8 protein-coding genes are annotated in these 16,855 nt (G+C 69.8%); 3 read left to right on the top strand and 5 right to left on the bottom strand.

Going from position 1 to position 16,855, the window contains the following annotated elements; all coding sequences use genetic code 11:
- The first annotated feature begins 160 nt into the window (after nt 1–160).
- On the top strand, nt 161–11,587 hold the full coding sequence (locus ACQP2E_RS10510; protein WP_433830310.1) for an amino acid adenylation domain-containing protein: 11,427 nt from the start codon (nt 161–163) through the stop codon (nt 11,585–11,587).
- Between the two features lie 130 nt (nt 11,588–11,717).
- Here ACQP2E_RS10510 and ACQP2E_RS10505 read toward each other — a convergent pair whose 3' ends face one another.
- Nucleotides 11,718–12,206 (bottom strand): CAP domain-containing protein, encoded by a 489-nt coding sequence (locus tag ACQP2E_RS10505; protein WP_433830308.1) that lies wholly within the window; start codon nt 12,204–12,206, stop codon nt 11,718–11,720.
- 169 nt (nt 12,207–12,375) lie between these two features.
- Between ACQP2E_RS10505 and ACQP2E_RS10500 the strand changes: the two genes are divergently transcribed.
- Nucleotides 12,376–13,578 (top strand): S8 family peptidase, encoded by a 1,203-nt coding sequence (locus ACQP2E_RS10500; protein WP_433830306.1) that lies wholly within the window; start codon nt 12,376–12,378, stop codon nt 13,576–13,578.
- On the opposite strand, the gene ACQP2E_RS10495 is transcribed toward ACQP2E_RS10500, so the two are convergent.
- Both ACQP2E_RS10495 and ACQP2E_RS10490 read right to left on the bottom strand, forming a co-directional pair.
- A complete protein-coding gene (locus tag ACQP2E_RS10495) occupies nt 13,471–14,202 on the bottom strand; it encodes a lysoplasmalogenase family protein (RefSeq protein ID WP_433830304.1) in 732 nt (243 codons plus the stop codon). The genes ACQP2E_RS10500 and ACQP2E_RS10495 overlap by 108 nt on opposite strands.
- A 63-nt stretch (nt 14,203–14,265) precedes the next feature.
- On the bottom strand, nt 14,266–14,544 hold the full coding sequence (locus ACQP2E_RS10490; protein ID WP_433830302.1) for a hypothetical protein: 279 nt from the start codon (nt 14,542–14,544) through the stop codon (nt 14,266–14,268).
- Between the two features lie 182 nt (nt 14,545–14,726).
- On the opposite strand from ACQP2E_RS10490, the gene ACQP2E_RS10485 reads away from it, so the two are divergent.
- Complete coding sequence (locus tag ACQP2E_RS10485) at nt 14,727–14,912, top strand: hypothetical protein (RefSeq protein ID WP_433830300.1); 186 nt, start codon at nt 14,727–14,729, stop codon at nt 14,910–14,912.
- Nucleotides 14,913–14,916: 4 nt separating this feature from the next.
- On the opposite strand, the gene ACQP2E_RS10480 is transcribed toward ACQP2E_RS10485, so the two are convergent.
- Both ACQP2E_RS10480 and ACQP2E_RS10475 read right to left on the bottom strand, forming a co-directional pair.
- Nucleotides 14,917–15,783, bottom strand: a complete 867-nt coding sequence (locus ACQP2E_RS10480) for an LLM class flavin-dependent oxidoreductase (protein WP_433830298.1) — start codon at nt 15,781–15,783, stop codon at nt 14,917–14,919.
- On the bottom strand, nt 15,780–16,814 hold the full coding sequence (locus ACQP2E_RS10475; RefSeq protein WP_433830296.1) for an aldo/keto reductase: 1,035 nt from the start codon (nt 16,812–16,814) through the stop codon (nt 15,780–15,782). Before ACQP2E_RS10475 ends, ACQP2E_RS10480 begins: the two co-directional genes overlap by 4 nt.
- Between the last annotated feature and the right edge of the window lie 41 nt (nt 16,815–16,855).

The following is a 16,855-nucleotide window of genomic DNA, read 5'->3' as shown; positions in this document are numbered from 1 at the left end:
GCCTGAGTAGCGGACGGGTTGCACCTATCTGTAAGGGTGTGCCGATTTCACCCGCCGTTTCAGCCGAATGCGCGATTCGGCCTCGGCTTCGCCTTCGGCCTCCGATCTCTGGGTACGCGCGAACGAGCACCGTTGATGATCTTCGGTAACGTCTGCGGCCATGACGCTCACCGATATCCTCGTCAGGGCCGCCACGGATGCACCCGACGAGGGCGTGGTGCACGTGGGGTCCTCAGAACATTTCGTGACTTACCGCGATTTGCTGGCTGACGCCCTGCGGGTAGCGGGTGGGCTGCGGGCCGCCGGGTTGTCCGCCGGGGATCCGCTGCTGGTGGTGGCGTCGGAGAGCCACGAGTTCCTGCCGTTGTTCTGGGGGGCGGTGCTGGCCGGAGTCGTACCCGTGCCGTTGCCGCCGGAACCGGAACGCCTGGCCGCCGTCTGGCGTCACCTGTCGTCGCCGGCCTTGGCCGGCGACGACGTTCTTCCCGATGCGCGCCGCTTTTCGCTGTCCGCTCTGCGGGCGTCCGAGCCGCTACCGGCGCCGGTTGAGGTCTCCCCCGGCGACCTGGCGTTTCTGCAATTCTCGTCGGGCAGCACCGGGACGCCCAAGGGTGTCGAGCTGACCCACCGCAACGTGGTGGCGAACCTGTCCCAGGCCGTGCGAGCCTGCGGGGCCGGGCCGTCGGACGTGGTCGTGACCTGGATGCCGTACTTCCACGACATGGGCCTGATCGGCACGCACCTGACGCCGGTTTTCGTCGGCTGCCGGCAGGTACGGATCAGCCCGATGGCGTTCGCGAAGCGGCCGCTGGAATGGCTGACGGTCGCCGCCCGGCACCGGGCCACGATCCTGTCGGCGGCGAACTTCGCCCTGGCGCTGGTCCTGCGCCGGGTGCCGGACTCCGCGCTCGACGGGCTGGATCTGCGCAGCGTGCGCTTCGTGATGGTGGGCGCGGAGCCGATCTCCCCGGCGGTGTGGCAGGCGTTCGCATCGAAGATGGCTCGCGCCGGGCTGGCGGCGTCGGCGCTCGCTCCGGTGTACGGCCTGGCCGAGGCCACGGTGGCGGTCGCGTTCCCGCCGATGGGCGAGGTGGCGGTACCGGTGGTGGTGAGCCGGGCGGCGTTGTCCCGGGGCGTGGCTGTCGCGGCCACCTCGGGCGTCTCGTTCATGGACGTCGGCTTTCCGATCCCCGAATGCGCGATCCGCGTCGTCGACGAGTCCGGCTCCCCGCTGGAGGACGGCCTGGTGGGAGAGGTGCAGGTCAGTGGGCCGAACGTGACGCGCGGCTACCACCGTGACCCAGCGGCCACCGCTGCGGCCTTCGACGGAAACTGGCTGCGCACCGGCGACATCGGCTTCCTGCGCGACGGCCGGCTGGTGATCAGCGGCCGGCAGAAGGACGTGCTGTTCGTCCACGGCCGCAACTTCCACGCGGCCGACCTGGAAGAAGTGGCGGCCGCGACCCCGGGCCTCGGCACCGGCCCGGTAGCCGTCGTGGGCGCCACCGATCCGAACAGCGGGCGCGAGGTGGTCGCGGTTTTCGTGGCGGCACCGGCGCTCCGGGCCGATCCCGGGGTGACCGAGCTGGTCCGGCGCCGGGTGGCAGAGGCACTGGGGTACGACGAGGTCCGGGTCGAGGTGGTCCCCCGGGGCGCGTTCGCCCGGACAACAAGCGGAAAGCTACGCCGCGTCCCGCTGCGCGACCGCCTCCTCACATCCCTGTCGACGCCACCGGCTGGGCCGGCCGGCGCGGCTGGCGCGGCTGGGCCGGCTGGGCCGGCTGGGCCGGCTGGTGCTCAGGGTTCCGCGGAGCGCTCTCCCACGGCCGGGAGCGCAAGCCGGGCTTCGGGGTCCGGGGCTCTGGGGTCCGGGGCTTTGGGGTCGCGGGCTGGGATGGAGCGGTTGGTCCGGGGTGTGTGGGCGCGGGTGCTGCGGGTCGAGCCGGAGACGATCGGGCCGGGCGACCGGTTCCTGGCGATCGGCGGATCGTCGCTGGCGGCCATGGAGGTTCTCGCCGAGTTGGAGGACGCGCTCGGCCGGGACCTCGACCCGGCACTACTGCGCGACGGCGCGACCATCCCCGCCCTGACCGACCTCTTGATGTCGGCGCCGGCACCCACCACCCAGGATCGGACCACCGAAGCCCACGCCGGCGGCGATGACCTGGCGATCATCGGGATGGCGTGCCGGTTTCCGGGTGCGGACACGCCTGAGCAGTTCTGGGAGAACCTGGTCAACGGCCGGGACTCGGTCACCCGGGCCGAGCGCTGGGACGGCCACGGCGCATTCCTCGCCGATCCGTCGCTCTTCGACGCCGGCTACTTCGAAATCGGTGACACCGAGGCGCGTTACCTCGACCCGCACGCCCGGATCTTCCTGGAGCTGGCCCACGAAGCCCTGGAACGCGCCGGTTACGCCGGACCCCGCCGGCACGCCCGCCGGATCGGTGTCTTCGCGGCCGTTGGTGAGTCCGGATATCCGGAACTCGTTCGCGACGTGATGCCCACACCGCCGCCGGCCGGGGCGCACGCTCTCACCGGCAGCCTTCGCAACCTCACCGCCGCCCGCGTCGCCCACCTGCTCGACCTGCACGGGCCGGCGCTCGCGATCGACACCGCCTGTTCGTCGGCACTGGTAGCGCTGCATCTCGCACGGCTCAGCCTGGCCGCCAGTGACTGCGACATCGCGATCGTCGGCGGGGTCAACCTGAATCTGACCGATACCGGTCACTCCCTGCTCGCCGGGGCGCAGGCGCTCTCACCGACCGGGCGGTGCCGGGCGTTCGCCGAGGACGCGGACGGGTTCGTGCCGGGCGAGGGCGGTGCGGTGATCGTGCTGACGCGCCTCGGCAGCGCCGACGATGATCGGGTGCTCGCGCTGGTCAAGGGTACGGCCGTGAACAACGACGGCCGCTCGCTCAGCCTGATGGCTCCGAACCCGATGCGGCAGCGCGAGGCGGTGGCCCGGCCGTACCGGCAGATGGGCATAAATCCCGACCACGTCACCTATATCGAGGCGCATGGCACCGGCACCCCGGTAGGCGACCCGATCGAGGCGCGATCGCTGGCCTACGCGTTCCCGCCCCGGCCCGGCGGCGAGCCACGCCTGATCGGCTCGGTGAAGTCCAATATCGGTCATCTGCTCAATGCCGCCGCCATGCCGGCACTGCTCAAGGTGGTCCTCGCCTTCCAGCACCGCGAGCTGCCGCCGTCGCTGCACCACCACGAACCGTCGCAACGCTTCGACCTGTCCGCCGCCGGCTTCGAGGTTCTCACCGAACGCCGCAGCTGGACCGGGCCGCTGGCCGCCATCAACAGCTTCGGCTTCGGCGGCACCAACGCTCACGCGGTCCTGGCAGCTCCCCCGGCGGGAGAATTCGCCACCACATCATCGCTGCCGGACGAGCCTCGTCTGCTCACGATCTCCGCGCGGTCACCGAAAGCCCTGTCCGCCGCGGCCGCCGACCTGGCCGATCATCTGCGAAACCACCCTGAGCTGCGCGAACACGACGTCTGCGGTACAGCGTCGACCGCTCGCGACGATCACCCGTACCGCATGGCTCTCGTCTCTGAAGGCGATCTCGCCGCGCGCCTCGCCGCAGCGAAGCCCGCGCCGCGCACAGGCCGCGCCCCCCGCGTCGCGTTCCTCTTCGCCGGAGCCGGCGCCGTGAGCGGGCAAAACAGCCTGAGCGGGCGAGGTGCTCTGGCGCCAGGGCGGGGTGCTCTGGCGCCGGGGCGGGGTGCGGATCTTTATGGGTCGGGGGCCGAGTTCCGGGCGGCGCTGGACGAAATGTCCGCTGCCGCTGGTCTGATCGGTGGGCGCACGCTTGTCGCCTGGTGTACCGAATCGGACATCCCCGCCGACGAGCTGTCCCGCGACGAGGTCGCCGCGCCGGTCGCGGTCGCGCTGGGGGTCGGGCAGGCGATGCAGTTGCGCGCTTTCGGAGTACGCCCGGACGCCGTCGCCGGTCACGGCGTGGGCAAGCTGACCGCCGCCGTCGTCGCCGGAGCGCTGACCCCGGCACAGGCGGTTCTCCTCGCCTCGGCCGCGCCGGGTCTCGCTCATGCGGAACGACCTGCGGAAATACCTTCGTTCAGCGCGGATGGCGGCGAGACCCTCGATGACCTCGGGGGACGACTGCTGGCCGAGGGTTATGACACGTTTGTCAGTTTCGGGACGGGCGGCGGGGTCGCAGCGGGTGGTGCGGCCGAAGCGGGTGGTGCGGCCGAAACGGGTGGTTCCCCAGCAGCGGGCGGTGGGATCGGGGTGCCGGCTGGGGGTGGTTCGGTGGTTGCCGCCGGCTTCAGCGTCAGAGGGCTGCTGGAGGCCGCCGCTGAGCTGTGGCAGCTCGGGGCTGTTCTGAATCGGACACGTCTTGATGCCGGGAGCCGACGGGTTCCGCTGCCGACGTACCCGTTTCAGCGCCGCCGCTACTGGATCACACCGCCGGTCGCGTTCGCCACGCCCGCCTGGATCGAAACCGGACAGCCCGCCTCGTCGCCGGCCGCCTCGTCGCCGACCGGGCCTGTTCACGTGCTGCGGGGACCCGGCTGGCGCTCACTGCTGTCTCCGGCGCTCCGAGACAGCCGTGAGAGCCAGCCGGGAAGATCGTTGCGGGAGGCCTCGAGCGGGCACCTGCTGGTCGTCACCGAGAACGCCTTCCGCGTCGGCACCGAACCCCACGACCCGGCCCAGGCGCTCCGGCTCGGCCTCGCGATGGCGTGGGCCGACGAGAATCAACACCTCGGGGTACGCCTCATCGACCTCTGCACTGCCGATTCCGAGGAGCAGCGCCGGGCGGCGATCGAGTTGGAGTCGGCAGCCCCGCCACCGCCCGGACCGATTTCGATCGTCGCCTGGCGTGACGGCCGGAGATGGGAGCGTACGTTCGCGCCGGCATCCGCGCAGGAGCCGGTCGCGTTGCCGCCGGACGGCGGCTATCTGATCGTGGGCGGCGCGGGCGCGGCCGGTTCGGAGATCGCCCGGGACCTCGCCCGCCGTGGACGGCCGTCGTTGCTGCTGGCGGGCCGGTCCGCAGAACCGGTCGAGCTTCTGGTTGAGCTACGCGAACTCGGCGCGAAAGCCGAATACCGGGTGGCCGACGTCGCCGTCGAAGCCGACGTGGCCGCGCTCGTGGCGGGCCGGTCGTTCGACGTGGTGGTGCAGGCGGCCGGGGCGGTCCGGCCGGGCAGCCTGCGCGCGAAGCCGGCCGGCGAGATCGAGACCGCCATCGCGTCCAAGGTGGAGGGCACCCGGCTGCTGGCTGAGGCGATCCCTGATCAGCGGACCCTGTTCGTACTGTTGTCGTCGGTCTCCTCGGTGGTCCCGGGCCTGGCCGGCGCGATCGGCGACTACGTGGCCGCCAACGCGTTCCTCGACTCGTTCGCGGCGGCGCAGCGAGCGGCCGGCCGCCGCTTCGTCGCGGTCAACCTTCCGGCCCTGGCTGGCGGCGGCCTGGCCGCGGGCATCGGCGGCTCGGTTCCGGTGTCGCAGGTGCCTGAGCTGCTGTGGGAGGCAGCCGGTCTGGAGTCGGCGCAGGTTCTCGTCGAGATTCCGGCGAGCGGCTCGGCGCCCCTGTCATCCCGTGCTCTGGTCGCATCCGATCCCGTTGCCCGAGAGCACATATCCGACTTGTCGGGCGAATCTCGGTCGGAGGGTGACGGCAGCCCAGCTCACCCTGCGGGGCGTGAGGTGGGTCAGCACGGATATGGCGGTGGTGGGTATGACGAGATTGTCGCGATTCTGCGGGACCTGCTTGGTGGGCCGCTGGAGCGGGAGCCGGCGGCGATCGGGCTGGGCGAGCCGTTTCTGTCGCTCGGGCTGGACTCGCTCACCGCTGTCGACCTGGTCAAGGAACTTGAGGAGCGGCTCGGGCGGACGCTGTCGACCACGCTCTTCTTCGAGCATCGCACGGTTGACGAGCTGGCCCGTCATCTCGCCGCGCCGGACGAGTTCCCGCTCAGTCCGGTGCAGCGGGCGTTTGTCACGTCGGGTCTGCTCTATCCGGAGGTGCCGGCTTACGCGTACGTCAGGCAAAGGGTGACCGGGCCGGTCGAGCTGGAGCGGCTGCGGGGTGCTTTTGTGGCGCTGGAACAGCGTCATCCGATGTTGCGGGTGAGGTTCAGCGAGGGTGGGCAGCGATTCGAGGCTGCCGGGAAGGCGACGTGGTTCTCGGTCACCGAGCTGGACGGGCCGGTGGAGGCGCTCGACGCTGAGCTGCGGAATCGGACGATCGACCTGACGCGGGAGGCGCCGGTTCGCGCGGTGCTCGCGGTGGAGGGTCCGGAGCTGGCGCATCTGATCGTGGTGGCGCATCATGCGGCGCTCGACGGGTTCAGTCTCGCGGTTCTCGGTGACGAGTTGTGGTCGATCTATGCGGGGGCGGAGCCGGGTGCGGCGCTGACAGCTACGTTCGCTGACCACGAGGCTCTTCGTGCTGGTTCGGAGGGTGCTGGACCGGCGGGTGCTGGACGGGTGGGTGATGGACCGGCGGGTGCTGGACGGGTGGGTGATGGACCGGCGGGTGCTGGACGGGCGGGTGCTGGACCGGTGGGTGCTGATCTGGAGTACTGGCGTGCGGCGCTGGCCGGATATCCGGCGCTGGCGTTGCCGTTCGACGGTGAGGCCGAGCCTCGGCCGCCATATGCGGTGCATCAGGTCTCGGCTGATCCGGGGCTGACGGCACGGCTTTCCTCACGGGCGCGGGAGTCCGGGGTGTCGCTGTTCCATTTGTTGCTCGCGGCCTATGTGCGGTGTTTGTCGCGGTGGTCCGGGCAGGCAGCCGTGCCGGTGCAGATCGCCCGTGCCGGACGGAACGCGCGGCTGACCGGAATGGACAGGATGGTGGGTCCGTTCGCTGACACGTTGCCGGTGCTGGTCGTGGTTGATCCGGACGAGCCAGCTGCCGTTCTGGCGGGGCGTCTCCGGGATTTGTGGCTGGTCAGTGAGCAGCATGGCTCGGTGTCGACCGTGGACCTGGCTCGGTTGCTTGCTTCGGATGGGAGCGGGCCTCGAACGGCCAGTCCGGCCAGCTTCAGTTTCGCTCGATTCCCGTCGGCTGGGGTGACCGCTGTTGATCAGGTGGTGGGTACGGTCGCGGGGACGGCTTCGGCGGCTACCCGGCTCGGGCTTGTGTGTTTTGAGGCGCACGGGGCTCTGCATTTCTCGTGGAATTGGCCGGGTGGGCTTTTCGGGGCGGAGAGGGTGGAGGGGTTCGCGGCGGAGCATCTGGCGGAGGTGGTCGCCCTAGCCGAATCCGGAGGGACGGGGGCACACGGTGGGCCTGGGGCGGGCGAGGCGGCAAGCCTGATCGGGGCACACAGTGGGCTCGGGTCGGGGGCGGCGGCAGCCTTGATCGGGGCACACGGTGGGCCCCGATCAACCGAGACACGGGCACACGGTGGGCCCCGATCAACCGAGACACGGGCACACGGTGGGCCCCGATCAACCGAATCGCCGGCACACCGTGGGCCCTGGTCGGCCTCGGTCGTCGAGCGGATCCGCTCTCAATGCCACCGCACCCCCGACGCCATCGCGGTGCTCACCGACGGCCGCCCGCTCTCCTATCTCGACCTCGATCTGGCCTCCGACCGGCTGGCCGCCAAACTAGCCACCATCATCGCCACCACAGCGCCGCGATCAGCCGCTTCCACGACCCCGCGATCAGCCGCCGCCACGACCCCGCGATCAGCCGCTTCCACGACCCCGCGATCAGCCGCCGCCACCTCCCCGCGATCAACCGGCTCCCCCTCGCAGCGAGCGCGAATCGGCCTGCTCACCGGGCGCGGCAGCGAAACCGTCATCGGCCTGCTGGCGATCCTCAAGGCGAACGCCGCCTGGGTACCCCTCGACGCCTCCCACCCGCCGGCTCGCCTGGCCGACCAGCTCCGGCGTTCGACTGCGAGCGTCGTCGTCTGCGACTCGTCGACGCGCGCGACGGCCCCGCGCGGCTTCACGCTCGTGGACACCCGGAGCGCACCCCTGGCCACACCCCCGAAGGCCGGTACGCAGCCGGACGACACCGCGTACGTCATCTTCACCTCGGGTTCGACCGGCCGCCCCAAGGGTGTGCCGATCACCCACCGTTCGATGGCGAACTACCTGGACTGGGCGATCAGCGAGTTCGGTTACCACGCCGGGGATCGACTCGCGCAGACTGCTTCGATCTGCTTCGACGCCTCGGTGCGGCAGCTGCTCGCACCCCTGCTCGTCGGCGCGACCATCGTGGCCTGGGACAACGACACCGTGCGTGACCCGGCCGTGCTGCTCGACCGGCTGGCCCGCGACCGGGTCACCGTCTGGAGCTCAGTGCCGACCCTGTGGGAGCGCCTGCTCAGCGCTGCCGAAAAAGCACCGTTGAACCCTAAAAAATCGGCAAGCCTGGCGCTCAGACTCGCCCACGTCGGCGGCGAGGAGCTCTCCCCCGCCCACGTCCGCCGATGGTTCGACCGATTAGGATCCGGCCAGAGGATCACCAACCTCTATGGACCGACCGAGACCACGATCAACGCCACCTTCCACGAGATCACCGAACGCCCCGCCGACGACGTGACCCGCCTCCCGATCGGCCGGCCCATCGGCGGCACGGTCGTCGAGGTGATCGGTGACGACGGCCGGCCGTGCGCACCCGGCGAGGCCGGCGAACTGCACATCGGCGGCATCGGCGTGGCCGCCGGTTATCTCGACGACCCGGAGCAGACCGCCGAACGGTTCATCGAACGCGACGGCAGGCGCTGGTACCGCAGTGGCGACCGCGCGGTCCAGGATGCCTCCGGTGTCCTGTGGTTCCGTGGTCGCGTCGATGACCAGGTGAAACTCCACGGATACCGGATCGAGCCCGGTGAAGTGACGGCCGCCCTGCGCCAGCACCCGGCTGTGGACAGCTGCGCCGTTCGCGTCGAGGCCGGCCGTCTCACCGCCTGGGTGCAGCCCCGCGACCACGTCGAGCCGGCCGAGCTGCGGGCGTTCCTCGGCGAGTCGCTGCCGGCGTACCTCGTCCCGTCCCGCTTCGAGATCGTCGCCGCGCTGCCGTTGTCGCCCACCGGCAAGGTGCGCCTGCCTGCGCCGGTTGGACGCGAACTCACCGGCATAGCCGGCCGCACCGAGGAGATCCTCGCCGCGATCTGGCGTGAACAACTCGGCCTGACCGAAATCGATCGCGACGACGATTACTTCGCGCTCGGCGGGGACTCGATCGGCGCGCTCGACATGTTCGCCCGTTTGGAGGCGGTCATCCCGGCCCTGCCGCGCCCGACGGTGATCTACCGGCACCGCACCCTCGCCGCATTAGCCGCGGCGATCGACGCGACCGAGCCCGCGACCGCCGCCGAACAAAAACCTGAAACCGAACAAAAACCTGAAACCGGGGAAGGATCTAAAAGGAAAGAATTTTCCCTCACTGCCAGTCAGCGCGGCTATTTACTCTCGGACGCATTAGGCGCACCCTCCACCTGGCTGGCCGCACCCCGCCTGCACGGGCCACTCGACCTCCCCCGCTTCCAGCAAGCGGTAAACACCCTGGTCGAACGCCACCCCATGCTCCGAACCACCTTCAACCCGAACGCCCGGCCTCCCACTCAGTACGAACTCCCCGCCCCCGGCCAGCTCACTGTCGGTTACGAGCCGGAGCCGGGCTCACTCTCCGACGAACTCGCGGCCGAACGCCTGCACCGCTTCGACCCGTCAACCTGGCCGCTGCTGCGACTGCGCCTGCTGCGGATCGCCCCCGAGGAGCACGTGCTGATCATGCACGCGCACCACCTGATCGGCGACGGATACAGCGTCGCACTGCTGGTCAGAGAGCTGTTCGCGGTCTACGACGGCCAGTCGCTGCCGCCGCTGCGATCAAGCTTCCGGGATTACGTGCGGCTGCTCGACGCCCTCACCCCGGAGATCGTCGAGCGCGGCCCGTTCACCCCAGGCGACCTTTCGACCGTGTCACTTTCGGTCACGAGCCGGGTGCCGTTCCCGACCCTGCTCCGTGCGTACCGTCGCTGTCTGATCAGGGTGACCGGCTCGCCGGAGCCGGTGATCGGCGTGGCCGTGACCGGTCGTGATCACGCGCTCCCGGACCTGGCCCGGATCTTCGGACCATGTGCGACAGCGGTCACGGCGCGTCGCGGTGAATCCATCGAGGATGCCCGCACCCGAACCTTCGTCGCGCCCACTGGATGGCCCTATTTCCTGACCTATCTCGACTTCGACGCGCTGGGTCCGCTGCGCGGCGAGACATTGCGTCTGACCTGGGACGATGCCGATTCCGAGCTGACCGTGCCGCCCGGGACGGACGTCCTGCTCGCGGCCCGTCCCCTCGACGGCGGCCTGCGCCTCACCCTGCGCGGCCGGCTTCCGGCCACGACTCTCGACCGGCTCGCGTCGGAGCTTCGCTCCGAGCTGCGGCCGCCCCTCGATGCCGCGCTGATCGGTTACCTCCCCGCTCCCGCGCAGCTCAGCCAATTGATCCCTTCTTCGGTACGCGCAAAGCTCCCCACCCTCGACCGGGAAACAATCAGGACAATGCTCTTCCCGGAGGGCACACCCCGGTTGCTGGAAACCGTCGAAACCCCCCTCGGCCGATCCGGCTTCATCTGCATCCCCCGCTTCGCCGACGAACTGGGCCAAACCGGCGGGCTGGGCAAAATCGGTCTGGCCGAGCAAACCGCAGCCGCTGTCGACATCGCCGCAGGCCTAGGCGCCCGAACCGTCTCCCTGGCCGGAATGATCCCCGCACACACCGGCTACGGAACGGCGGTCGCCGAACTGGTCCGCTCCACAGCACAGATCACGATCGGTCACGCGGTCACAGCCGCCTCGGTGGTCCGCACCACCCTGGCCGCCCTCGAAGCCCACAACCGCAAACTCTCCGACTGCGTCGTGGCGGTGGTCGGCGTGGGCTCGATCGGCAGCTCCTCCCTGAAGCTGCTGCTGGACCGCGGCCCGGCAACCCCGGCAGGCCTGATCCTCTGCGACCTGCCCGCGGCGACAAACCGAATGACGGCACTGGCCGCCGAAGCGAGCCTGAAATCCAACCCGGGCATGGAAGCCAACCCGAGCATGGAAGCCAACCCGAGCATGGAAGCCAACCCGAGCCTGACAGCCAACCCAGGCATGACAGCCGAGATCGTCACGGCGACACCGGCGGCACCCGACGAGGTCTATCGCGCGGACGTCATCATCGCGGCGACCAGCGGCGGCCCCGGCACCATCGACGTCGACCGCCTGCGGCCGGGAACGATCGTCGTCGACGACTCGTTCCCGCACTGCTTCGACACGGCGAAAGCCCTGGCCCGGATGCGCGACCGAGGCGACGTCCTGATCGTCGGCGGCGGCCTCCTGGACTGCGGCCCGTCAACCCGGGAGGTCGCAGCGGGCCTGCCGTCCGCCCAGTTCAGCCTGCCCGGCACCATCGCTTCCTGCCAGCTGGAGTCGTTGCTGCACGCCGCCGCCGACGGCCTGCCACCAGTGCTGGGCCCGGTCGAGCCGCACCAGGCAGCCGCATATTGGGACGCCCTGACCAAGGCCGCCGTCCAGGCCGCCCCACTGCACCTGCTCGGCACCAGGCTCGGCCCGATGACCGCGCCCGAGTGAGACCGACCCGCGGATCCCAGTTGTGGAGGACCAGCCTCCAGAACCGGAACTCCGCGCAACCGGACACAGCGATGCCCCAGCCGCAGGGGGATCGGCTGGGGCATCGCGGGTATATCGGCTCAGCAAAAGATCAAGAGCCGAAGTTCTGGGTGTAGTACGGGGTGCCGCTCTCGGCGTAGACCGCGCCGACGCCAACGGTGGTGTTCGCGCAGTTCAGGATGTTGGCGCGGTGGCCCGGGCTCTTCATCCAGCTGGCGACGACCTGCTCGGCGGAGCGGTAACCCCACGCGATGTTCTCGGCGGCCGGCGTGGCGTACCCGGCCTCGGTGGCCCGGGCGTAGAAGTCGGAGCCGGCCTTGCCGGTGTGCGAGAACTCGCCGGTCTGCGCCATCCAGCCGCTGTGGTTGCGGGCGGCGTCGGTGAGCTGGTCGTTCACGGTCAGTGCGGCGCAGCCGTTCGCGGTGCGCTCGGCGTCGACGAGGCGGTTGATCTCGGCCTGCAGGGACACCTCGGACGCCTTCGGCGCGGCCTCGGCCGGGGACGCGATCATCAGAGCGGCGCCGATGGCGGCCGGGGCGATGAGGGCGGCCAGGGCGAAGCGGCGAAGAGCGTTGCGCAAGGAGTTGACCCTCTCGTTGATGTCTCGCGGTTACACCCTTCAGTTCGGCCGCGCTCACCCCCGCTGGATCACCGACCGGGAGTGCACCGGTCGCCATCGGGTTGCAGAAGCATTCACAGATATAAATGCGGAGTGTTAGCGTCTGCACACCCGACGTTGGGAGAAACAGATGAGAAGGATCCTCGCTGTCTCCACCGCTACCGCACTCGCGCTCTTCGGGCTCACGACAGGCGCCCAGGCGGCGCCCGCCGAAGCGACAGGCGCCCAGGCGGCGCCCGCCGAAGCCGACGTACGCGCGGTGCCCGGCGCCGAGGTGGTGCCCGGGAGCTACATCGTGGTGCTGAAGTCCGGCAAGGTGGCAAGCACCGTTGCCGCGGAACACGACACGACAGTGCTTCACGCGTACCAGAAGGTCTTGAACGGTTTTGCGGCGAGCATGACGGAGCGCAAGGCGCGGCAGGTGGCTGCCGACCCGGACGTCGCGTTCGTGCAGCCCAACGTGGTCCACCGGATCTCGGACACGCAGGCGAACCCGCCGTCCTACGGTCTGGACCGCATCGATCAGCGTAACCGGCCGGTGAACGCGGCCTATACGTACAGCACGACCGCGTCGAACGTGCGCGCCTACATCATCGACACCGGGATCCGGACCACCCACCAGGACTTCGGCACCCGCGCGACCAGCGGATTCGACGCGGTCGACGGCGGGACGGCGGACGACTGCAACGGGCACGGCACACACGTCGCGGGAACGGTCGGCGGCAGCGCCTACGGTGTCGCCAAGGGTGTCCAACTGGTCGGCGTGCGGGTGCTCGACTGCGAGGGCAGCGGAACGACCGCGCAGGTGGTGGCCGGTATCGAGTGGGTCACCGCGAACGCCGTCAAGCCCGCGGTCGCCAACATGAGCCTCGGTGGCAGCGCCGACACCGCCCTGGACAACGCGGTCAGCGCGTCGATCGCGTCCGGGGTCAGTTACGCGATCGCGGCCGGAAACGGATTCCTCGGCCTGTTCGCGCTCGACGCCTGCACCCAGTCACCGGCCCGCGTCGGCGCCGCCATCACCGTCTCGGCCACCAACACGAACGACGCGAAACCGTCCTGGGCCAACCGCGGGACCTGCGTCGACGTCTTCGCGCCCGGCATCAACATCCCGTCGGCGTGGAACACCAGCGATTCCGCCACCAACACGATCAGCGGCACGTCGATGGCGTCGCCACATGTCGCCGGAGCGGCCGCGCTCCACCTCGCGACCCATCCCACGGATTCACCTGCTCAGGTACACAGCGCCATCGTCAGCAACGCGACCACCGGCGTCGTGACCAGCCCAGGTTCGGGATCGCCGAATCGGCTGCTCTGCACCGCCGCGTTCTGATCCCGGCCAGTCCTGCGGCCGCGCCCACCCTGCCACGATCAGGGCGAGCGCGGCCGCATGCAGCGCAACAGCCACCGGTTTCACATCGTCGTTGGGGAGCATCGTCAAGACATCAGAAACCAGGAAAAGTGCCCCACCAGCCGCAATAAACGACGAGACCCCTGCCGCTGCCGCGGCCATTGCGGCCAGCGCGAGGCTATAAACCAGCATGGGTACGCGCAAAGCACCCCACTGGTCACCGAAAAGCGCATTGCCCGAGACGGCCAGCAGCGCGAAGAACGCGGACGGGGCCGGGAGCGGCTTCGCCCGGTTCAGGAAGGCGAGCGTGAGGCAGATCAGGGTGCCGAGGAAGAAGGCCATGCCGGTGAGCAGGCCACCCCGGTTCGGGATCAGCAGAGCGATCTCACCGGCGGCGGCGAAGGCCAGCGCATAGACAACCATGTCGGGCTGTCGTTTTCTGATCAGGAACCAGATCAGCAACGGGACCAGTAGCGGTCTCGTGATCCACTGCAACGCGGGCACGCCGAGGGTCACGGCCGCGACTTCCACGACAGCGACCACAGCGAACAATTTCAGCGGCAGGTTCGAACCCGCCGTAACCCGCATCATGGCGGGCATCCTCATGGCGTCACCGAGTGCCAGTCAACAGGTCCAACCAGTTGTTAATGTCCGGTTCACCCGCTCTTCTCACACCCTTCTGCGGCCGGCGTGGCAGTAACGATCCGCCTCGACGTCCAGCTGCCAGTGCTCGGGCAGGCCGGTGCCGCAGGCGTCCATGAAGACGGCGTTGCGTACCCGGACGGCATGCCCGCCGGGCAGGGTGACCCGGGTGCCCGGCGCGACGACCGTATCCGGCGGGCAGAAGATCACCCGCTCTTTCACGAGGCAGGGGCCGACCTCCGCACCGTCGACGTGGACGGTACGCGGCGTTTCCGCGTGCAGCAGGGTGAATTCGAGCCAGTTCACATCTACAAGTTTGCCCGTGCATCTGTGGATCAACCCACATTCTTGTTCGCGACCGTCCACTGCGTGTCGTTCCCCAGCCCCAGAATCGTGGCGCGAGCGGCCTGCGGCGAAGTCACCGGCCTTGAACCGCACCCCGGCCGAATCGGTACACCCAGGCAGAGGAGCCACCCTGGGAGGAAGCCGTGACGAGCCCGCTGGCCGCCACGGCCGGGCCGGGCCTGGTGCAGGACGTCTACGAGACCGTCGCCGGCATCCGCGACAGCAGCTGGGTGGACGCGTCGCTGGGCAGCGTCGGCGTCGGCGTCTCGCTGGAGGCTTTCTCGCTGGTGCTGGCAGACGGATTCGACGTCGAGATCCACTTGATGTGAGCGATCATCCGGTCGCCGGGGTGATCAGCTCGTCGGTGACCCAGCGGGCGGCCTTGGCCGGGTATGGCGCCGGCAGGCCGAGCACCACGTGTCCGAAGCCCGCGCTCACCGCCTCGCTGATCGCGGCGCGGGTGTCTGCGGGCCGTTCGTAGTCCACCGGCAGGTGGATCGACCGCGTGATCGCGGCCGGGTCGCGGCCGATCTCGGTGCAGTAGCGGTCCAGCAGGGCGCTGCGGCTGACCGCGTCGGGCAGGTTGCCGCCCGGGATGTTCCACACGTCGGCATGCTCGGCGACGACGCGGAGCAGGGCGCTCGATCGGCCGCCGATGACGATCGGTGGGTGCGGCCGCTGGATCGGCTTCGGGTTGCCGAACGCGCCGGTGAGCTGCACATACTCGCCGTTGAAGTCGAACGGCTCGGGCGAGGTCCACAAACGCCGGATGACCGTGCAGGCCTCGGCCAGGGCATCCACCGAGTGCGTGAAGTCGTGATAGGGCAGACCGTGTCCGTCGTACTCTCGCCTCGCCAAAGGGTGACTGGGCCGCGAGCCGGCGCCGATGCCGAAGTCGAGCCGGCCGCCGGAGACGACGTCGACGGTCGCGGCGATCTTCGCGAGCATGGCCGGTGGCCGGAAACGATTACTGCTCACGAGCAACCCCAGACGTAGCCGCCGGCTCTGCGCGGCCATGGCCGCGAGCAAGGACCAGCCTTCGTACGCGGGACCGAGCGGGTCGCCTCCGATCGGCATGAGGTGGTCGAACAGCCACGCGTGCTCGATCTCGACGATGTCGTCGGCTTCCCGCCAGACCCGCAGGATGTCCTGGTAGTCGACGTTCATCGGGGCGGTCATGATGCCGAAACTGGGTGTCATCGGGTTCCTCCGGCGCGACGCCGCAGCGAGCTGTCGAGCAGCGCCGGGGGCGTGTCGAACTTCTCCTGCGGGGCCAGGTCGGTGCCCGGAGCGACGATCGTGTCGATCGCGTCCAGCACGTCGGCGGTGAGCACCGTGTCGGCGGCGGCAACCTGTGACCGCAAGTGATCAAGGGTGCGCGGGCCGATGATCGCACTCGTCACGGCGGGGTGTGCCGTCACGAAGCCGAGCGCCAGCTGGATCAGGGTCAGCCCGGCCTCGTCGGCGACCTTCACCAGCTGCTCGACAGCGTCGAGGCGGGCACGGTTGGACGCGTTGGTCAGGTCGAAACGCTCCGGCAGGATCGTCGAACGGCTCGTGGTGATCTCCTGCCCGGCGCGGACGGCCCCGGAGAGCCAGCCGGACGCGAGCGGGCTCCAGGCGAGCACGCCCATGCCGTACTCCTGGGTCACCGGCAGCACGTGTGCCTCGATGCCACGTTGCAGGATCGAATAACTGGGCTGCTCGGTGGCGTACCCAGGAATGTGGTTGTCGCGCGCCGCCCACCGCGCCTGGACGATGCGGTAGGCGGGGAAGGTGGACGATCCGAAGGATCGGATCTTGCCGGCGCGCTGCAGGTCGGTCAGCGCCGACAGGGTCTCCTCGTCGCTGGTCAGCGGGTCCCAGCGGTGGATCTGGAAGAGATCGACGTGATCGACACCGAGCCGGCGCAGGCTGTCGTCGAGGGCGGTGAACAGCCAGCGGCGGGAGCTGCCCCGGTGGTTGCGCTCCTCCCCCATCGGCATGGTCGCCTTGGTGGCGAGCACGATGTCGTCGCGGCGGCCGGCGATGGCCTTGCCGACCATCTCCTCGGAGCCGCCGGCGCCGTACATGTCAGCCGTGTCGATCATGTTGATCCCGGCTTCGAGGGCGGCGTCGACGATCGCGGTGGCGTCGGCCTGCGTGGTGTTGCCGATCTTCCCGAAGTTCATGGCGCCGAGCACGAGGGTGCTGACCTGCACACCGGTGCGACCTAGGGTGCGGTACTGCATAGCCGTTCCTCCTGATGATCTGTCATGCTGTGAGCCCAACC

Source organism: Actinoplanes sp. CA-015351 (genome assembly GCF_050955685.1).
Classification (GTDB): Bacteria; Actinomycetota; Actinomycetes; order Mycobacteriales; family Micromonosporaceae; genus Actinoplanes.
The sequence above is the reverse complement of the archived record's forward strand: the minus strand, read 5'-3'. Positions and strand labels throughout refer to the sequence as shown.